The sequence below is a fragment of the Microcoleus sp. D2_18a_D3 genome, from assembly GCF_036702455.1.
Lineage (GTDB): Bacteria > Cyanobacteriota > Cyanobacteriia > Cyanobacteriales > Microcoleaceae > Microcoleus.
The window spans coordinates 1-16,230 of the sequence record NZ_JAUBTK010000051.1 but is presented as its reverse complement, the minus strand read 5'-3'; the positions used below and the strand labels follow the sequence as shown (position 1 = coordinate 16,230).

12 protein-coding genes are annotated in these 16,230 nt (G+C 46.6%); 6 read left to right on the top strand and 6 right to left on the bottom strand.

Annotated elements, in window-relative coordinates:
* The first annotated feature begins 10 nt into the window (after positions 1 to 10).
* Entirely contained in the window at positions 11 to 3,448 is a 3,438-nt protein-coding gene (locus tag QUB06_RS21700; RefSeq protein ID WP_333437018.1) for a WD40 domain-containing protein, read from the top strand.
* 243 nt (positions 3,449 to 3,691) lie between these two features.
* Here QUB06_RS21700 and QUB06_RS21695 read toward each other — a convergent pair whose 3' ends face one another.
* The gene (locus tag QUB06_RS21695) at positions 3,692 to 4,894 is read right to left on the bottom strand and encodes a phytochelatin synthase family protein (RefSeq protein WP_333437017.1); all 1,203 of its coding nucleotides are present in this window, start codon (positions 4,892 to 4,894) and stop codon (positions 3,692 to 3,694) included.
* 310 nt (positions 4,895 to 5,204) lie between these two features.
* Here QUB06_RS21695 and QUB06_RS21690 point away from each other — a divergent pair, with 310 nt between their 5' ends.
* The gene (locus QUB06_RS21690; RefSeq protein ID WP_333437016.1) at positions 5,205 to 5,462 is read left to right on the top strand and encodes a hypothetical protein; all 258 of its coding nucleotides are present in this window, start codon (positions 5,205 to 5,207) and stop codon (positions 5,460 to 5,462) included.
* A gap of 120 nt (positions 5,463 to 5,582) precedes the next feature.
* Here QUB06_RS21690 and QUB06_RS21685 read toward each other — a convergent pair whose 3' ends face one another.
* The gene (locus QUB06_RS21685; RefSeq protein WP_333437015.1) at positions 5,583 to 6,320 is read right to left on the bottom strand and encodes an A/G-specific adenine glycosylase; all 738 of its coding nucleotides are present in this window, start codon (positions 6,318 to 6,320) and stop codon (positions 5,583 to 5,585) included.
* Between the two features lie 312 nt (positions 6,321 to 6,632).
* On the opposite strand from QUB06_RS21685, the gene exaC reads away from it, so the two are divergent.
* Both exaC and QUB06_RS21675 read left to right on the top strand, forming a co-directional pair.
* On the top strand, positions 6,633 to 8,153 hold the full coding sequence (exaC, locus tag QUB06_RS21680) for an acetaldehyde dehydrogenase ExaC (protein ID WP_333437014.1): 1,521 nt from the start codon (positions 6,633 to 6,635) through the stop codon (positions 8,151 to 8,153).
* Positions 8,154 to 8,322: 169 nt separating this feature from the next.
* Positions 8,323 to 8,667, top strand: a complete 345-nt coding sequence (locus QUB06_RS21675; RefSeq protein WP_333290620.1) for a DUF779 domain-containing protein — start codon at positions 8,323 to 8,325, stop codon at positions 8,665 to 8,667.
* A gap of 530 nt (positions 8,668 to 9,197) precedes the next feature.
* Here QUB06_RS21675 and QUB06_RS21670 read toward each other — a convergent pair.
* A complete protein-coding gene (locus tag QUB06_RS21670; RefSeq protein ID WP_333437013.1) occupies positions 9,198 to 9,749 on the bottom strand; it encodes a DUF2854 domain-containing protein in 552 nt (183 codons plus the stop codon).
* A 164-nt stretch (positions 9,750 to 9,913) separates the two neighbouring features.
* On the bottom strand, positions 9,914 to 10,060 hold the full coding sequence (locus tag QUB06_RS21665) for a hypothetical protein (protein ID WP_333437012.1): 147 nt from the start codon (positions 10,058 to 10,060) through the stop codon (positions 9,914 to 9,916).
* Positions 10,061 to 10,069: 9 nt separating this feature from the next.
* Here QUB06_RS21665 and QUB06_RS21660 point away from each other — a divergent pair, with 9 nt between their 5' ends.
* Both QUB06_RS21660 and QUB06_RS21655 read left to right on the top strand, forming a co-directional pair.
* Positions 10,070 to 10,330 carry a hypothetical protein gene (locus QUB06_RS21660; protein ID WP_006632500.1) on the top strand — a complete coding sequence of 87 codons (261 nt, stop codon included), beginning with the start codon at positions 10,070 to 10,072 and terminating at the stop codon, positions 10,328 to 10,330.
* A gap of 202 nt (positions 10,331 to 10,532) precedes the next feature.
* The gene (locus QUB06_RS21655) at positions 10,533 to 10,703 is read left to right on the top strand and encodes a hypothetical protein (protein ID WP_333031883.1); all 171 of its coding nucleotides are present in this window, start codon (positions 10,533 to 10,535) and stop codon (positions 10,701 to 10,703) included.
* 249 nt (positions 10,704 to 10,952) lie between these two features.
* Here the strand turns inward: QUB06_RS21655 and ppk1 are convergent, their stop codons facing one another.
* Positions 10,953 to 13,133: a polyphosphate kinase 1 gene (gene ppk1, locus QUB06_RS21650; RefSeq protein WP_333437011.1), complete on the bottom strand. Its 2,181-nt coding sequence runs from the start codon at positions 13,131 to 13,133 to the stop codon at positions 10,953 to 10,955.
* 287 nt (positions 13,134 to 13,420) lie between these two features.
* A complete protein-coding gene (locus tag QUB06_RS21645) occupies positions 13,421 to 16,156 on the bottom strand; it encodes a HEAT repeat domain-containing protein (protein WP_333437010.1) in 2,736 nt (911 codons plus the stop codon).
* Between the last annotated feature and the right edge of the window lie 74 nt (positions 16,157 to 16,230).

The following is a 16,230-nucleotide window of genomic DNA, read 5'->3' as shown; positions in this document are numbered from 1 at the left end:
ACAATGACCTATGAAGGATTATCAATATCAAGTTGGGGGTAGCCTGCCTGCAAACGCCCCAACTTATGTCACTAGAAAGGCGGATGAAGAACTTTATCAAGCTTTAAAAGCTGGAGAATTTTGCTATGTTCTTAATTCCCGACAAATGGGAAAATCATCCCTGCGAGTGCGGACAATGCAGCGGTTACAAGCAGAGGGAATTGCCTGTAGTAGCATTGATATCACAGAAATTGGCACCTCAGACATTACGCCAGAAGAGTGGTATGCAGGCGTGATAGATAGCATCGTCAGCCGATTAGATTTGTATGACGTTTTTGATTTAGATGAATGGTGGGAGCAGAACAGCTTACTATCGAATGTTAAACGATTCAGTAAATTTTTTGAAGAAGTATTACTCAAGATAATTTCAGAAAATATAGTAATTTTTGTCGATGAATCGGACAGTTTACTCAGCTTAAATTTTAAAATTGAAGATTTTTTTGCTGTGATTCGTGATTGCTATAATAATCGAGCTGATAAACCCGACTATCGTCGATTAACATTTACAATGTTGGGGGTAGCTACTCCCTCAGATTTAATTCAAGACAAGCGACGCACTCCGTTTAATATTGGTCGAGGAATAGAGTTAACGGGGTTTCAATTAGCAGAAGCCCAACCTTTAGGAGTGGGGTTAGAAACTCAAGCGGAAAATTCTCAAGCTGTGTTAGAAGCAGTATTATATTGGACGGGCGGACAGCCATTCTTAACACAAAAGCTTTGTAAACTAATGCTCGGTAGTGCAAATCATACACCCATTCCAAATCCCGCTGAGTGGGTAGAAACTTTAGTCCAAGAAAAGGTGATTGATAATTGGGAAGCACAGGATGAACCAGAACATTTAAAAACGATTAGAGGACGCATTTTACGCAGCGAACAGCGTGCCAGTAGGTTATTGGGACTCTATCAGCAAATTTTGCAGCACAATGAAATAGCGACTGATGATACTCCCGAACAAATGGAACTGCGATTAACAGGGTTGGTGGTTAAGCAGTCTGGCAAACTTAAAGTTTATAACCCAATTTATCAATCGGTTTTTAACCTGGATTGGGTGGAAAAACAATTAGCGGAGCTCCGCCCTTACAGCGAAAGTTTTAAAGCTTGGATAGAGTCTGATTGCCAAGATGAATCGCGACTGTTGCGGGGTCAAGCCTTGCACGATGCTCAAAGTTGGGCAGCCGATAAAAGTTTGAGCGATTTGGATTATCAGTTTTTAAATGCCAGTCGGGAAGTCCAACAACGGGAAGTTGAACGAGAGTTAGAAGCGCAGAGACAAGCGAATAAAATTTTGACTCAAGCGAATCAGACGCTAATTAAAGCAGAGCAATTGGCCACGTATAAAGTCACTCAAGCCCAGAATTTAGCAAATGTAATCCAGGAAACTGCTTTTTCTAATGAATCATTTCGTTCAGGACAGACATTCCAAGCACTGTTGGAAGCATTAAAGGCAGGGCAAGCATTCAAACAGCTAGATTCTTCATCCGAGACGACAAAACATATTAGAGGACGAGTGATAGCTGTGCTGCAACAAGCAGTGTCCGCAGTAAAAGAGCGCAATCATTTGGAAGGGCATAGCAATTCTGTAAATAGCGTCGCCTTGAGTCCAGATGGCAAGACATTGGCTTCTGCAAGCAGTGACAACACCATCAAACTGTGGCACCTGGAAAGCCAAAAACCCATCGCTACCCTCACCGGGCATAGCAATTCTGTTAATAGCGTCGCCTTTAGTCCAGATGGCAAGACATTGGCTTCTGCAAGCAGTGACAACACCATCAAACTGTGGCACCTAGAAAGCCAAAAACCCATCGCTACCCTCACCGGGCATAGCAATTCTGTCTGGAGTATCGCCTTGAGTCCAGATGGCAAGACATTGGCTTCTGCAAGCAGTGACAACACCATCAAACTGTGGCACCTGGAAAGCCAAAAACCCATCGCTACCCTCGCCGGGCATAGCAATTCTGTAAATAGCGTCGCCTTTAGTCCAGATGGCAAGACATTGGCTTCTGCAAGCAGCGATAAGACGATTAAACTGTGGCATCTGGAAAGCCAAAAACCCCTCGCTACCCACACCGGGCATAGCAATCCGGTGTGGAGCGTCGCCTTTAGTCTAGATGGCAAGACATTGGCTTCTGCAAGCCGTGACAACACCATCAAACTGTGGCACCTGGAAAGCCAAAAATCCATCGCTACCCTCACCGGGCATAGCAATGAGGTCTTGAGCGTCGCCTTTAGTCGAGATGGCAAGACATTGGCTTCTGCAAGCAGTGACAACACCATCAAACTGTGGCACCTGCAAACCCAAAAACCCATCGCTACCCTCACCGGGCATATCAATGAGGTAAATAGCGTCGCCTTGAGTCCAGATGGCAAGACATTGGCTTCTGCAAGCCGTGACAACACCATCAAACTGTGGCATCTGGAAAGCCAAAAACCCACCGCTACCCTCACCGGGCATAGCAATCCGGTCTATAGCGTCGCCTTTAGTCGAGATGGCAAGACATTGGCTTCTGCAAGCAGTGACAAAACCATCAAACTGTGGCACCTGCAAACCCAAAAACCCCTCGCTACCCTCACCGGGCATAGCAATTCGGTCTATAGCGTCGCTTTGAGTCCAGATGGCAAGACATTGGCTTCTGCAAGCTTTGACAAAACCATCAAACTGTGGAATCTGGAAAGCCAAAAACCCATCGCTACCCTCACCGGGCATAGCAATCCGGTCTATAGCGTCGCCTTTAGTCCAGATGGCAAGACATTGGCTTCTACAAGTGACGACAAGACGATCAAACTGTGGAATCTGGAAAGCCAAAAACCCATCGCTACCCTCACCGGGCATAGCAATGAGGTCTATAGCATCGCCTTTAGTCCAGATGGCTTGAATTTGGCTTCTACAAGTGACGACAAGACGATCAAACTGTGGAATCTGGAAAGCCAAAAACCCATCGCTACCCTCACCGGGCATAGCAATGAGGTCTTGAGCGTAGCCTTTAGTCCAGATGGCAAGACATTGGCTTCTGCAAGCAGTGACAACACCATCAAACTGTGGAATCTGGAAAGCCAAAAACCCATCGCTACCCTCACCGGGCATAGCAATTCTGTCTATAGCGTCGCCTTTAGTCCAGATGGCAAGACATTGGCTTCTGCAAGCAGTGACAACACCATCAAACTGTGGCACCTGCAAAGCCAAAAACCCCTCGCTACCCTCACCGGGCATCAAGGTTTGGTCTGGAGCGTCGCCTTTAGTCCCGATGGCAAAACTTTGGCTTCTGCAAGCAGTGACAACACCATCAAACTGTGGGTTTGGGATTTCGATAAACTAATGGCATTAGGTTGCAATTGGATCGACGATTATCTCAGAACAAACCCGAAAGTGACAGAAGAGGATAAACAGATGTGTGCTGATTACCTCAGTTAACAGTCAATCAAATAGAATTTAGGCAAAAACCGGCCGCCAACCAGATGTTCGCCCTACATTTTTTTCCCACTACTTCCACTTTTTCCGTTGTCCATTCCTCACTCGCATCAGTTACAAGCCTAATATTTCGCTGCGGCGAATCTTCATCCACAACCGCCACCAGCATCAGATTATTAAATCTTTCTATTAAATCTTCACTTTTGTCGTTAGTCGAGGTTTGAGAAGCTCAAAAGGCGGTAGGTGCTAACTCTGAGGGATATTGCACTGATGTCCCTTGGAATATAAAGTGTAAAACTCCTGGAGTGCTGACATTTGTTCTCTCAATCTAGATATCTCTACATCCAAGGGAGGGAGTAGTTTCTCAAGGTGGCGAACCTCACTAAACCACAGTCGTAACTCGGGTTTGAGAGTTGCATAGAGCGTTCCGGGAGAGGAGAGTAATATTGCTGTTATTATCTCTGCTAGGAATGGCTGTTGCGGCCACTTCCCTACAACAGACATTGCATCCGAGTCATCGCTTGACAAGCATTGGTGAACAATATTAAACAGTGAATTTAACTCAATAGCGGCCCGTAATTTCTCAAGTTTCTCTGCAGTCTCTGAGGAGGTATGCACCATAGTTGTGAATTCAACAGGCCAATGGTGCAGGATGGTACTGACAAATGAAGCAATTGAATCAGGTTGCTCTTTACTCAGAATGTCTGGGAGTATTTCTGCAAAGAAAGGAGCAACACTACGCCATTGATGTAAATCACAAGCAACATGAAAGAAGGTTTCTGGCAACCTTTCACTCTTCTGCAATAAAATATAACCTCGACATTGATTAGTGACGGGATCGACAGGTTCAAATGCTTGCCATAACAAAGGCAGAGAAACCCAGTGAGGTGGATATTTGAAACGGGCAACATCCAGCAGAAGAACTAGATCCCGCTGTGGATGATAGCCACCAATTGGTGAAAAGTGACCATCACCCGTTTGTCCCAATACCTTTCGGCTGTAGGAAACAACTAGATGAATATCACCTGACGCCGCAGTCACCTCCTCAACTGCTTGCCGAAAGTTTTCCAAGCTGCTTTGGTGGTAACGGTTAGGTTTTACAACAGCACCGTTGCAACGTGCGATACAGACAAACTCATCAAAGGTGATACCGTTTTCTTTAATGACTGAAAGAGGTAAACAACAGTCTAAAAATTCCTCTCCATACCATCTCCACACCCCTTTCCAAATGCGACCCGGATCGATGGATAAGGCATTAAGAACAACAACTAAACTACCCAATCCACAAAAAGCGGGTTCTGCTTGAGTATGAAACTGTTCCGCTAGAGCAAAATACCCTTCCATACCTCCCAATGCCAAGGCTTCTCGAAATATTTGCTTTCCCTCTACGGAGGAAAAGGCAATAGCAGAATCTGGGAGTGAACGACGATAAAACCCTTGAGCAGACATGGAGTGTTTTAACCCTGATTGCTTATGGTGCTAATCAATATTATGCAAAATCGTCACATTGATAATGATGAAGGCACCTATTTACTATTTTTTTAATTTTAGCAATAAAACGCTGCGAAGGTTGGACTTTCTGGGTGCAAATTTAAAAAACGTGACCATTTGCGAGGGACAGCTAGGCATCAAGCTGATGAAACAATTCGGGGATTTGCCACAGATTGAGCATTATGCAGCTCGGATCGATCAAGCTTTTCTAAATAGCCTCAATCACGCGCTCGATGTTTGAGAAACGTCTGGTCAACAGTTGTAATAGTTGCAATCAATCAAAGTTAAACCGGTGATTGGGATTGGCACTGAGGTGGTCGATGCTCAGGGGATTTATATTGAGGTGGCTGATAACGACACGGGAATTAGCAAATATCTCACAGCGCCACTCTCTGCTCCCTTGCTGGTTGGCAGAACCAGAAAAATCGTCAAAAATTACTCTCAGATATCGGATAATTGTAGCTCCGCCAAAAGGAGAGTTAAAGTGTTTTTAGCAAGCGGTAAAGGTACTAAATTTCGGATATAACTTCCGCTGCAACACAGTTAATTAATAGTATTTACCGTTGGGTGGGGGCGGGTTTTTGAGATTGTTTGTTTGAGTCAGAAGTTGTTTTGAACCGCCCCTACAATGACTGCACAAAATTTGTCAACTGAGTTCGGCAATGAGCCTAGAATTGACTTCGCTGCTAATTTTGTACTCGCACTGCTGTTGCAGCGGACACTCGCCGCAGCGGGGGTTTCTTGCAGTGCAAACTGCCGCCCCGAAGTCCAGCAAACCCAAATTCCAGGGCCCGACTTGCTGTTTGGGAGCGACTCGTTCTGCGGCTTCCCAAAGTTCGGGCGATCGCGATTTTACCTTACCGCCGTCAATCCCAAAAAAACGCTGCAAAATCCGAGCAACATTCGTATCGAGCACCGCTTTTGGCTGTCCGAAAGCATTAGCGCAAACCGATCGCGCAATGTACTTCCCAACTCCGGGAAGTTCCAGCAACTGAGCTTCCGTGCGGGGAACATTTCCCTGATAATGTTCTAAGATAACCAGCACCGATTCCCGCAGCTTTGGCGCCCGAAAAAAAAGGCCCAAAGGCTGCAACAAACTAGCAACTTCCGCAGCAGGCGCGGCCGCTAAATCCGAGAGAGTCGGATATCGATCGACAAATTCTTGATAAATCGGAGCCACTGTAGCGGCAGTAGTCTTTTGCAGCAACAACTCCGCCACCAAAATCGCGTAGGGGTCGCAGGTACGCCGCCAAGGAAAATCACGGAAATTATGCCGGGCCCAAGCTTTCAGCCGGCGTTGAAACCACCGGATTTTAGCAGCGTCTAAATGCTTTGACCCAGGCTCCATATCGGAAGAAAAAACAACGGTATTTAAGGCAGGCATTTGATTGGTACTTTTGATAAATTGCTAAGTTTATATCTATATATTAGCAGATTTAAATAATTTGTAAAACTATCTTTTTATGCTCTAGTTCTTCTCTTCCTCTGCCTACTCGGCGTCCTCTGCAGTTTATAAAAAAAACCTTATTAACTACCCGCCCGACCCCGGAACCTAGAAACAACTTTGATTTCAAATATTTGAAAAATGTAAAATTTTGTATATTAAAGAAAAAAACCGCCAGAGAATAGACGATAGTTGATATTCAACAGATTTTTTTCGATAGTCCGCGAAAACAAATTTTAATCAGGTAATAAAATGGTAGTAGCAGCACCTGTTCAATCCGGCAGTCAGTCGATTTTTCAAACTCGCTACGACAACTTTATCGGCGGCAAGTGGGTGCCACCGGTGAAAGGAAAATACTCGGAAAACCTTTCTCCAATTACAGGAAAATCAATTTGTCAAATCCCCCGATCGAGCGCGGAGGATGTAGAATTGGCACTGGATGCCGCCCACGCCGCGAAAGACAAGTGGGGTAAGACTTCCCCAGCCGATAGGGCGCGGGTTTTACACAAAATAGCCGATCGAATCGAAGAAAACCTCGATCGCCTCGCCATCGCCGAAACCTGGGACAACGGTAAACCAATTCGCGAAACCCGCATCGCAGACATACCGCTGGCGATCGACCATTTCCGCTACTTCGCAAGCTGCATCCGAACTCAAGAAGGGTCGATCGGCGAACTCGACGGAACCACCGTCGCCTACCACTTCCACGAACCCCTAGGCGTCATCGGACAAATCATCCCCTGGAACTTCCCGATATTAATGGCCGCCTGGAAACTCGCCCCAGCCCTCGCCGCCGGCAACTGCGTTGTCCTCAAACCAGCAGGCCCCACCCCCGCGTCAATCTTGGTACTGATGGAAATCATCGCCGACTTAGTACCAGACGGCGTTATCAACGTCATTAACGGGCCCGGCGCCGAAATCGGCAAAACCCTCGCCACCAGTCCCCGGATTGCCAAAGTCGCCTTCACCGGCGAAACCACCACCGGCAGGCTAATCATGCAATACGCCTCCCAAAATGTGATCCCCGTCACCTTAGAATTAGGCGGCAAATCCCCCAACATTTTCTTTGAAGATATCTGCGCCCAAGATGATGAATTCCTCGACAAAGCAGTCGAAGGATTAGTCATGTTTGCCTTCAACCAAGGCGAAGTGTGCACCTGTCCCTCCCGCGCCTTAATTCAGGAGTCAATCTACGATCGATTCATGGAAAGGGCGATCGATCGTATCCGCCAAATTAAACAAGATAACCCCTTAGATCCGACAACCGCCCTCGGCGCGCAAGTCTCCATCAACCAGATGGAAAAAATCGCCGAATACGTCAAAATCGGTCACGCCGAAGGCGCAGAATGCCTAATTGGTGGCGAAAGAAACATCTTATCCGGCGACTTGCAAGACGGGTATTATTTCCAGCCGACAGTCTTCAAAGGAAACAACAAAATGCGAATTTTCCAAGAAGAAATCTTCGGCCCAGTATTAGCAGTCACCACCTTCAAAGACGAAGCCGAAGCATTAGAAATTGCCAACGATACCCTCTACGGTTTAGGTGCCGGAGTTTGGACCCGCGACATCAACACCGCCTACCGCATGGGCCGCGCCGTTCAAGCAGGTCGCGTGTGGACAAACTGCTATCACCTCTATCCAGCCCACGCAGCATTCGGCGGCTACAAATCATCTGGTATCGGCCGCGAAAATCACAAAATGATGTTAGATCACTACCAGCAAACCAAGAATTTGTTGGTCAGCTACAGCCCGAAAGCATTAGGTTTCTTCTAAGGTTTTAGTCATTGGGAAGAAAGAAAGAAGAAAGACACACTTCAAGGATTCGTCAACTCCTTCTTTCTCTCTTTCCTCTCTTTCTCTGCGTCCTCTGCGCCCTCGGCGGTTCATTTTAAAAAAAATCTCATTCACAAACGAAATAAAATTGCTACACAAAGAGACTGCAATGGAAACTGCCAAAGTCACCGCAACAGAAGCCGCTTTAAAATTAATCAATCATCTCAAAACTCAACACGGAGAATTGATGTTTCACCAATCCGGTGGCTGCTGCGACGGTAGTTCTCCCATGTGCTTTCCCGATGGCGAATTGATAATCGGTGATGGTGACGTATTGCTGGGCGAAATAGGCGGTTGTCCCTTTTATATTGCAGCGCAGCAATACAAGTATTGGCAGCACACGCAGTTAATTATAGACGTGGCATCGGGGCCCGGAGGCAGCGATTTTTCCTTGGAAGGGCCGGATGGAGAGCGTTTTATTACTCGTTCTCGCTTGTTTGTTAATGCTGATTAACTCTGTTTATCCTTAACTTGCCGGCAGTTTCTCTCAAAACATTAATTTGCTTAAGCCTGCAACCCGGTTTCTTTCTTGGGAGCGAAAAAACCTATTTTTATTTAAGTTTTTATCTAAGTTTCTCACGTGGGCTAACGACGACTAATTTTCTGACGAGGGCAAAAGCATCTTATTTGAGAATACTTACTGGACAAAAGTTTCAGACATTATTTGAGTTTAGTTGCCAAAAATCCAACCCTTGTTGAATCAGCCAAATTGCTAGATAAACTCCTGATGTTCCCGCGCCGATAATACCTATCCTACTCTGGGACGAAACCATTTGTGCTTCTCCTGATTTAAGATTGCCGATCGGTTCTCAAACACTATTGTAATTAGGGAAAATCCAATTGGGGCGATCGCTCAATTGCGGATTGAGCTTTTGTTGATAGCGACAGGTTTCACGCTGCCGCTAAAATCAGTATCTGAGCCGGTGCAGGATTAATTATTAATTTGCGACTTCAAAGTTTCTGCACTCAAAACTTCAGAAGACTTTAAACTTGAGTATTTTTAATTAAAGCCAATTCTATTTTTTCACCAGCCTTTTGAGTCACTTGTGCGCGCAAACCGGGCCCAAAAAAAGTAGCTATTTTGTCTTGCTTTTCTTCCCATAAGTCGATCGGCAGTAGTGGCGAATAAAACTCTAAAATTAACCCATAAGCACCGTCAACATCAACTTCCCGTAACCCTTGCAGGAGGGGCCGTTCCTCGTCTGTCGGGGCCAGGCCCAAGCGCTCCAAAGCATCATCTAAGTGCGCGGGTTGGCCGTAGCGAAATCGAGTGATATCTTTGCGGACTTGGTTTTGAGTATCTGTGGCCTGACTTTCTCGCAGGAGGAGAACTTCAGCAGAGGTAGGTTCGGTGAACTCCACTGGTTCGAGTTCGGCGGCTTTCAGGGCCAAACCTCCCAGCAACAGCGGAATTCCATAAAAAAAACCGGCTAGGTTCAGGGTAGGTCTGTCTGTGAAGTAGGCTCCGAACCCGACTGCTGCTATAATACCGCCAACAACTAAGGCTAGGTTTGCTAAAGAAATTTTGCGTAACATATTAGTGAGGTAAGTAGTCCGACAGAAATAATATACTTTAATTATTATCTGTCAAAAAGTCTTGAATAAATTTAGTTTTTTTGCCAAAAGACCTGCAAAAACTGCTAGCATCTATGAGCGCGGGAGCGGTGTGCATCCACAGTCTTGTCTCTAGCTTCAGAAGCTTATCCAGCCGGACTCGTCCGGGCGCGCCATTGGTAAATATCCGTGTTAATTGCGCGGCGTTGGTTCCAGAAGGCAATCGAGATCGGCAGTATCATCAAAGTATACAGAGTGGCGATCGCGATCGACACTCTTGCCCTTTCAACCATTTTTCGGACATGATTAAAGACGAAGACAAACAAACTGCTGGAGCAAACAAGGCGGTTCTGGAGCAGATTAACTCGCTCAAACGTGAAGATGAAAGGCTTTATAATATCTTAGCGATCGATGTCTGGGCCCTAGCCAAGACGATGGATGAATATCAACCGGGATTTTGGGCTGCTTTTATGAAAAACCGGGAGAAGGCCCTGAAGCGATTTTTAGCTGGAATGATGAAAAATAAACCCGCAGATACCAAACGTCCGCCTTTTTTACGCTAAAATGTGGCTGAAGTTGGGCTGCACTTTTGATGTACAATCAAACTATAACACAGACCCAAAAACCCTGAGCAGGTTCATCACTTCCCATATATAAACAGTGAAGGATTTGCCCAAAAAGGGATGTCGGTGAATTAAGAATCTCCGTCTGTTCGCAGGGGGGAATGTCAAATATTTTTGTTAATAGTAGCAAAGGCAAAAAAACATGGATGCACAAACAATCAAAGAGCGCGTAGCAGAGATCGAAGTCAAGCGGGAATCCCTCGTGCGGCTGTTAGATCGATCGGACTTGGGAGCCCTGAGAATAGATGTGAGTCAGGCGATCGAAGAAATTGATGATCTCTTAGAAGAATTCAAGCGTACTTTTAACAGTTAAGTAGTCAGTAGTCAGTTGTCAGTTGTCCGTTGTCCGTTGTCCGTTGTCCGTTGTCCGTTGTCAGTAGTTGTCGCGCATTTAATTTGGATAGTTATGCTAGTAAAAATCTTGTGGGGTGGGCCCCAGAGCCCGCCCAAAAAGTCAAAATTAAATGCAGTACACCTTAATAACTAACAACAACGCACAACTGCTAACTGCAAATTTGACAACTGACAACTGTCAACTGCCAACTGACAACTAACTAATTCATCACAGAACCATATCCATCAGAATTTGCTGAGAGCTCACTTCCGGGCAATTAGCAGGCGGCCGCCGCTGAGAGTAGTGTCCTCCAGACTGCAAATCCCAAGCTTGGCGGTTGTCAGCTAGCATTACCCCCAAAATTTCTTGCAATTCCTTAGCAATTGTCGGGTCTTCCACTTGAACGATCGCCTCAACCCGTCTTGTGAGATTGCGCTGCATCCAGTCAGCCGAACCAATATACACCTCTTCGTCGCCACCGTTGAAAAAATAAAACATCCGAGAATGCTCTAAAAAGCGGCCGATAATACTGATAACTCTGATATTTTCGCTAACACCCTCAACGCCGGGACGCAAACAGCAAATCCCCCGAATAATCAAATCAATTTTAACTCCCGCTTGCGAAGCTTCGTACAAAGCAACAATGATTTGAGGGTCAACTAAAGCGTTCATTTTAGCGACAATGCGGCCACAGCTACCGATGCCGCCTTCGGCCTGCAAGCGGCAGAATTCTGCCTCGCGGCGGATTAAAGCTAAAAATCGATCGCGCATATTGACCGGCGCTACCAATAATTTGCGATAAGATACCTGCCGCGAATAACCAGTCAAATAATTAAACAAATCCGTCAAATCCGAACCCAAATCCTCGCGACAACTCAACAAACCCACATCGGTATACAGTCCGGCTGTTTTGGGATTGTAATTGCCGGTGCCGATGTGGACGTAGCGGCGGATGTACCCCTCCTCGCGACGCACTACCATCACAATTTTGGTGTGGGTTTTGAGTCCCACCAAACCGTAAACTACGTGGACTCCAGCTTGTTCTAACTTGCGAGCCCAATTAATATTATTTTCTTCGTCAAACCTAGCTTTGAGCTCTACTAAAACGGCTACCTGCTTGCCGTTTTCCGCAGCTTGAATTAAGGCGCTGACGATCGGCGAATCTCCAGAAGTGCGGTATAAAGTCATCTTAATCGCTAACACGGAGCGATCGTGCGCCGCCTCAGTAATAAACCGCTGCACCGTCGCCGCAAACGAGTGATAAGGATGGTGCAGCATCAAATCCCCCTGCCGGATGGTCGTGAAAATATCCTCGCCCTCTTCAGCATCCAACCTCGATTTGTCTAAAATCCTTGCCGATTCCGAGTTCCGCAAGCGCGGCGGCACAACCGGAGTCCAAGGCGGGTCTTTCAGTTCCGGCACCGGCAGCCCCACAAAAGACATCAAATCCTTGAGGCCTAGCAGCCCCTCTACGACGTAAACATCTTGCTCACCGAGCTCCAGCTCCTCCATCAGCATATCTCGCAGCGCAGGGGGCATAATCGCTTGAATTTCCATCCGCACCGCAGAACCTCCAAACCGACGCTTGCGGAGCTCCTGTTCTATTGCCAGCAGCAAATCCTCTGCCTCATCTTCCTCCACGGTCAAATCGGAATTGCGAGTAATGCGGAACGGGTGATATTCCTCTACGTCCATCCCCGGAAACAAAGCTTCTAAATTGTGGGCAATCACCTGTTCTAGGGGGACGCCAGTCCAAACCGGAGATTTGCCCCTCTGCTGCCACTGCAAATCCCCCGGTAGCGGCACAAACCTCGGTAAAACCTGCGGTACTTTGACGCGGGCAAATAATTCTTCCCGCGTGTCCGGGTCTCTGACTACTACTGCTAAATTGAGGCTGAGATTGGAAAGGTAGGGGAATGGGTGGCTGGGGTCAACTGCTAGGGGAGTGAGTACGGGAAATACTTGTTCTTTGAAGTAGCGGTGCAAGTAATTGCGCTGTTCTTGATTGAGGTCAATGTAGTCGAGAATGTAGATTTCGCTTGCTGCTAGTTTCGGCCGCAGGGTTTGCTCAAAATACGAGTGCTGCTGAGTAACCATCGGCAAAAGCCGCTTGTTAAGGGCATCTAGCTGTTGTTGGGGAGTGCGGCCGTCGGAGGTTAATTTGCTGACTTTTGCGTGTACTTGTTGTTTGAGGGCGCCCACGCGCACCATAAAATATTCGTCTAGGTTGGAGCTAAAAATAGCGAGAAATTTGAGTCTTTCTAGGAGGGGCGTGCGGGGGTCGAGGGCTTCGTGGAGCACGCGGTTGTTGAATTCTAGCCAGCTTTGTTCTCGGTTGAAGTAGTATTGGGGGTCGCTGAGGTTGATTTCAGTGTAGGTTTTGGCGGGGGTCTTTTTTGGCTTGGGCATGGTTTGGGGGAGTCTTTGGGAGGCTCGGTTGATCGCATCTGTGAATTAGTATCGCAGGTTAAACTATTTGTTCGCATCTGCTTTTGGTCGATCGCACATTTTTGTCTGTCATCCGCGAGGGTCTGGTACACAATATGTGTAGGGACACGGCAGTAGGGAAACGGCCCAGGCTAAGTTCTGCCCCTGGACCTGCGACTTATCCCCTCGCCCCAATCCAATTCTGTACCGCATTCAGCAAGTCCTCTTGATTTGGCCCAAAACCTGTTAACGGCAATTCCAGCGGTGGGTTAAGCGTGCCATGCTTGATAAAAGTCTGGGTAAGTGATATTTTCGGCACACTCCCAGATGACTCTGTGACATCTTTCATTCCGACCAAAATCATTTTTGTAGATTTCGGAAGTTAGGCGATTTTTCAAACCTGAGACTGCGGTGGCGAAGTGTTTACCTTTCATAATTTCCAGTAAGCTATCTGCCGGGTCAAAAATAGAATATTCAGGGTGATAATTAGGAATCAACTCTATTAAAGTCGCGAGCGCAACTGGGTGATATTTCTCTATTTTACCTAAGGTAGATGCCGCTCGACACCGGGTATCTGGATCACCTGAATTGCGGATTAACTCGACTAAAGTGGCCAGCGCAACTGGGTTATTGTTGTCTATTTCTCCCAAATATTCTGCCGCTTGAAGCCGGGTCTGTTCATCACCTGAAGTGCGGATTAACTCGACGAAAGCGGCGAGCGCAACTGGGTTATTTTTTCCTATTTTTTTAAATTGAATTCCCAATTCCCACCGATGATATGCATTCTGAGAAGTGCCGAGCAACTCGACTAAAGTGGAGATCGCAACTGGGTTATTGTTATCTATTTTTCCTAAGCTAGATACCGCTTGAAGCCGGGTAGATTCACTTTGACAATTACCGAGCAACTCGACTAAACCGAAGATAGCCTCTGGGTTATTTTTGCCTATTTTCCCTAAGCTTTCTGCCGCTGACCACCGGGTACTTTCTGCACCGGAATTGCGGATTAACTCGACTAAAGCGGCGATCGCAACTGGGTTATCTTTGCCTATTTTACCTAAGCTATCTGCCGCTGACCACCGGGTTTTTTCATTGGAATTGCGGCTTAACTCGACTAAAGCGCTGATTGCAACTGGGTTATCTTTATCTATTTTCCCTAAGCATTCTGCCGCTCGCCACCGGGTAACTTTTTTATTACCTGACTTGCGAATTAACTCGACTAAAGCAGCGATTGCAACTGGGTTATTTTTGCCGATTATTGCTAATTTTTGGGCTGCTTGATAACGAGTATCTTTAGGACGGTAGTTGCGGATTGACTCCAATAAAGTTTCGATCGCTACCGGGTTATCTTTGTCTATCCTACCTAAAATTTCTGCCGCTCGCTCTTGGGTAACTTTATGCTCTGAAGTGCGAATTAACTCGACTAAAGCGGCGATCGCAACTGGATTATTTTTCCCTATTTTCACTAAGCTATATGCCAATATTATACAGGTAGGTACGTTATGCCTATCGAAAAACGGGTAGAAATGGTTATCAACTGAATTGCGGATTAGTTCTACTAAAGCTGCGATCGCTTCTGGGCTATCTTTGCCTATTTTTCCCAAGCTATATGCCACTCGCTTCCCGGTCTTTTTCTCAACTGACTTGCGGAGTAACTCGACTAAAGTGGCTATCGCAACTGGGTTATTTTTTTCTATTTTCCCTAAGCTCTCTGCCGCTACACACCGGGTATGTTCATCCTGAGAAGTACCGATTAACTCGACTAAAGCGGAGATAGTTTCTGGGTGATATTTGCCTATTTCCCCTAAGCTTTTTGTCGATCGCCTCCGGGTATATTCATCACCTGAATTGCGGATAAACTCGACTAAAGCGGAACTCGCCTTTTCCCGATCCGTCTCTTTCAGAACTTCCCTTGATCTATCAACAATTGGAGCGAGAAATGTCCGCCAGTCCTGTTTTTGGTTATTAAAATAACCAAATCCCCAAATAACAATCTGCGACACAATCTCATCAGCCAGACTACAATCTTTAAACTCAGCAATCCCCGCAGCCGCTAGAAAATATGCCCGATATCCATAAAATTTATCCCACCCAACCTTAAACTTAACCAACGCCTTAATAAACGCTTCCTTTTCCTCCTTCCCAACTTCCTCACGCCCCAACCACAACAAAATAACCTCTTTCCACTGCTTCTCAAAAATGCGGTATCTAGCATCAGGATGTTGCGGATTCTTAGGAAAGTGATTCAAAAAAAAGTGCCAATCCTCAACCGCCAATGCCGCAAAATATTCCTGAAACGTCGGATGGTAAAAAGCATAAATCCCTTCCGCCGTCTCCGCATCCCTCGCCACTAAATTCAGCCAACCCAAATCGCAAGCTAACTCAAACGGCGATGCACCCATCACCCGATATCCCACACTTTCAGGCCACTGAAACCGATCCGTTTCATTTAACATCCCTGAAAGTGCCAATTTCCCCAAAGCCGCATTCAAATCCTGCTGCTGACTCCAATTCAGGCGCGGTTTTTTCCACTGATACAAAGTAGTCACAAACCGCTGATAAAGCTTAGCCTTAGTATCCGGTAAATCGCCATCCAACGACTGCCAAGTGCCGCACAATAACGAACATCTCAGGGGATTTTTCACTAAATCTCGAATTCGCTCTTTTCCCGATGCTGCTAATGCTTCCCGTAGCTGTTGAGCAAGAACCCCCCCAGCCCCCCTTGCTAAGGGGGGAGCAAGAGTTTCATCTAATTCTTCCCCTGGCTGTTGAGAAAGCACCCCCCCAGCCCCCCTTGCTAAGGGGGGAGCAAGAGTTTCATCTAATTCTTCCCCTGGCTGTTGAGAAAGCACCCCCCCAGCCCCCCTTGCTAAGGGGGGAGCAAGAGTTTCATCTATTTCTTCCCCTGGCTGTTGAGAAAGCACCCCCCCAGCCCCCCTTGCTAAGGGGGGAGCAAGAGTTTCATCTAATTCTGTACTCTCATCTTCTCTTGTCCCCCCCCTTACCAAGCTATGCCTTACTCACATCTTTCTTAACAAAACTCAGATGGGTGTAGCAGCAAGGGTTAGAGCGTCGATGGTGA

Bases quoted from the DNA above. Each gene is read 5' to 3' on its own strand.
- QUB06_RS21655 (WP_333031883.1), top strand. From the start codon at position 10,533: ATGGATGCACAAACAATCAAAGAGCGCGTAGCAGAGATCGAAGTCAAG.
- exaC (WP_333437014.1), top strand. From the start codon at position 6,633: ATGGTAGTAGCAGCACCTGTTCAATCCGGCAGTCAGTCGATTTTTCAA.
- QUB06_RS21660 (WP_006632500.1), top strand. From the start codon at position 10,070: ATGATTAAAGACGAAGACAAACAAACTGCTGGAGCAAACAAGGCGGTT.
- ppk1 (WP_333437011.1), bottom strand. From the start codon at position 13,133: ATGCCCAAGCCAAAAAAGACCCCCGCCAAAACCTACACTGAAATCAAC.
- QUB06_RS21700 (WP_333437018.1), top strand. From the start codon at position 11: ATGAAGGATTATCAATATCAAGTTGGGGGTAGCCTGCCTGCAAACGCC.
- QUB06_RS21670 (WP_333437013.1), bottom strand. From the start codon at position 9,749: ATGTTACGCAAAATTTCTTTAGCAAACCTAGCCTTAGTTGTTGGCGGT.
- QUB06_RS21665 (WP_333437012.1), bottom strand. From the start codon at position 10,060: ATGGTTGAAAGGGCAAGAGTGTCGATCGCGATCGCCACTCTGTATACT.
- QUB06_RS21685 (WP_333437015.1), bottom strand. From the start codon at position 6,320: ATGCCTGCCTTAAATACCGTTGTTTTTTCTTCCGATATGGAGCCTGGG.
- QUB06_RS21695 (WP_333437017.1), bottom strand. From the start codon at position 4,894: ATGTCTGCTCAAGGGTTTTATCGTCGTTCACTCCCAGATTCTGCTATT.
- QUB06_RS21675 (WP_333290620.1), top strand. From the start codon at position 8,323: ATGGAAACTGCCAAAGTCACCGCAACAGAAGCCGCTTTAAAATTAATC.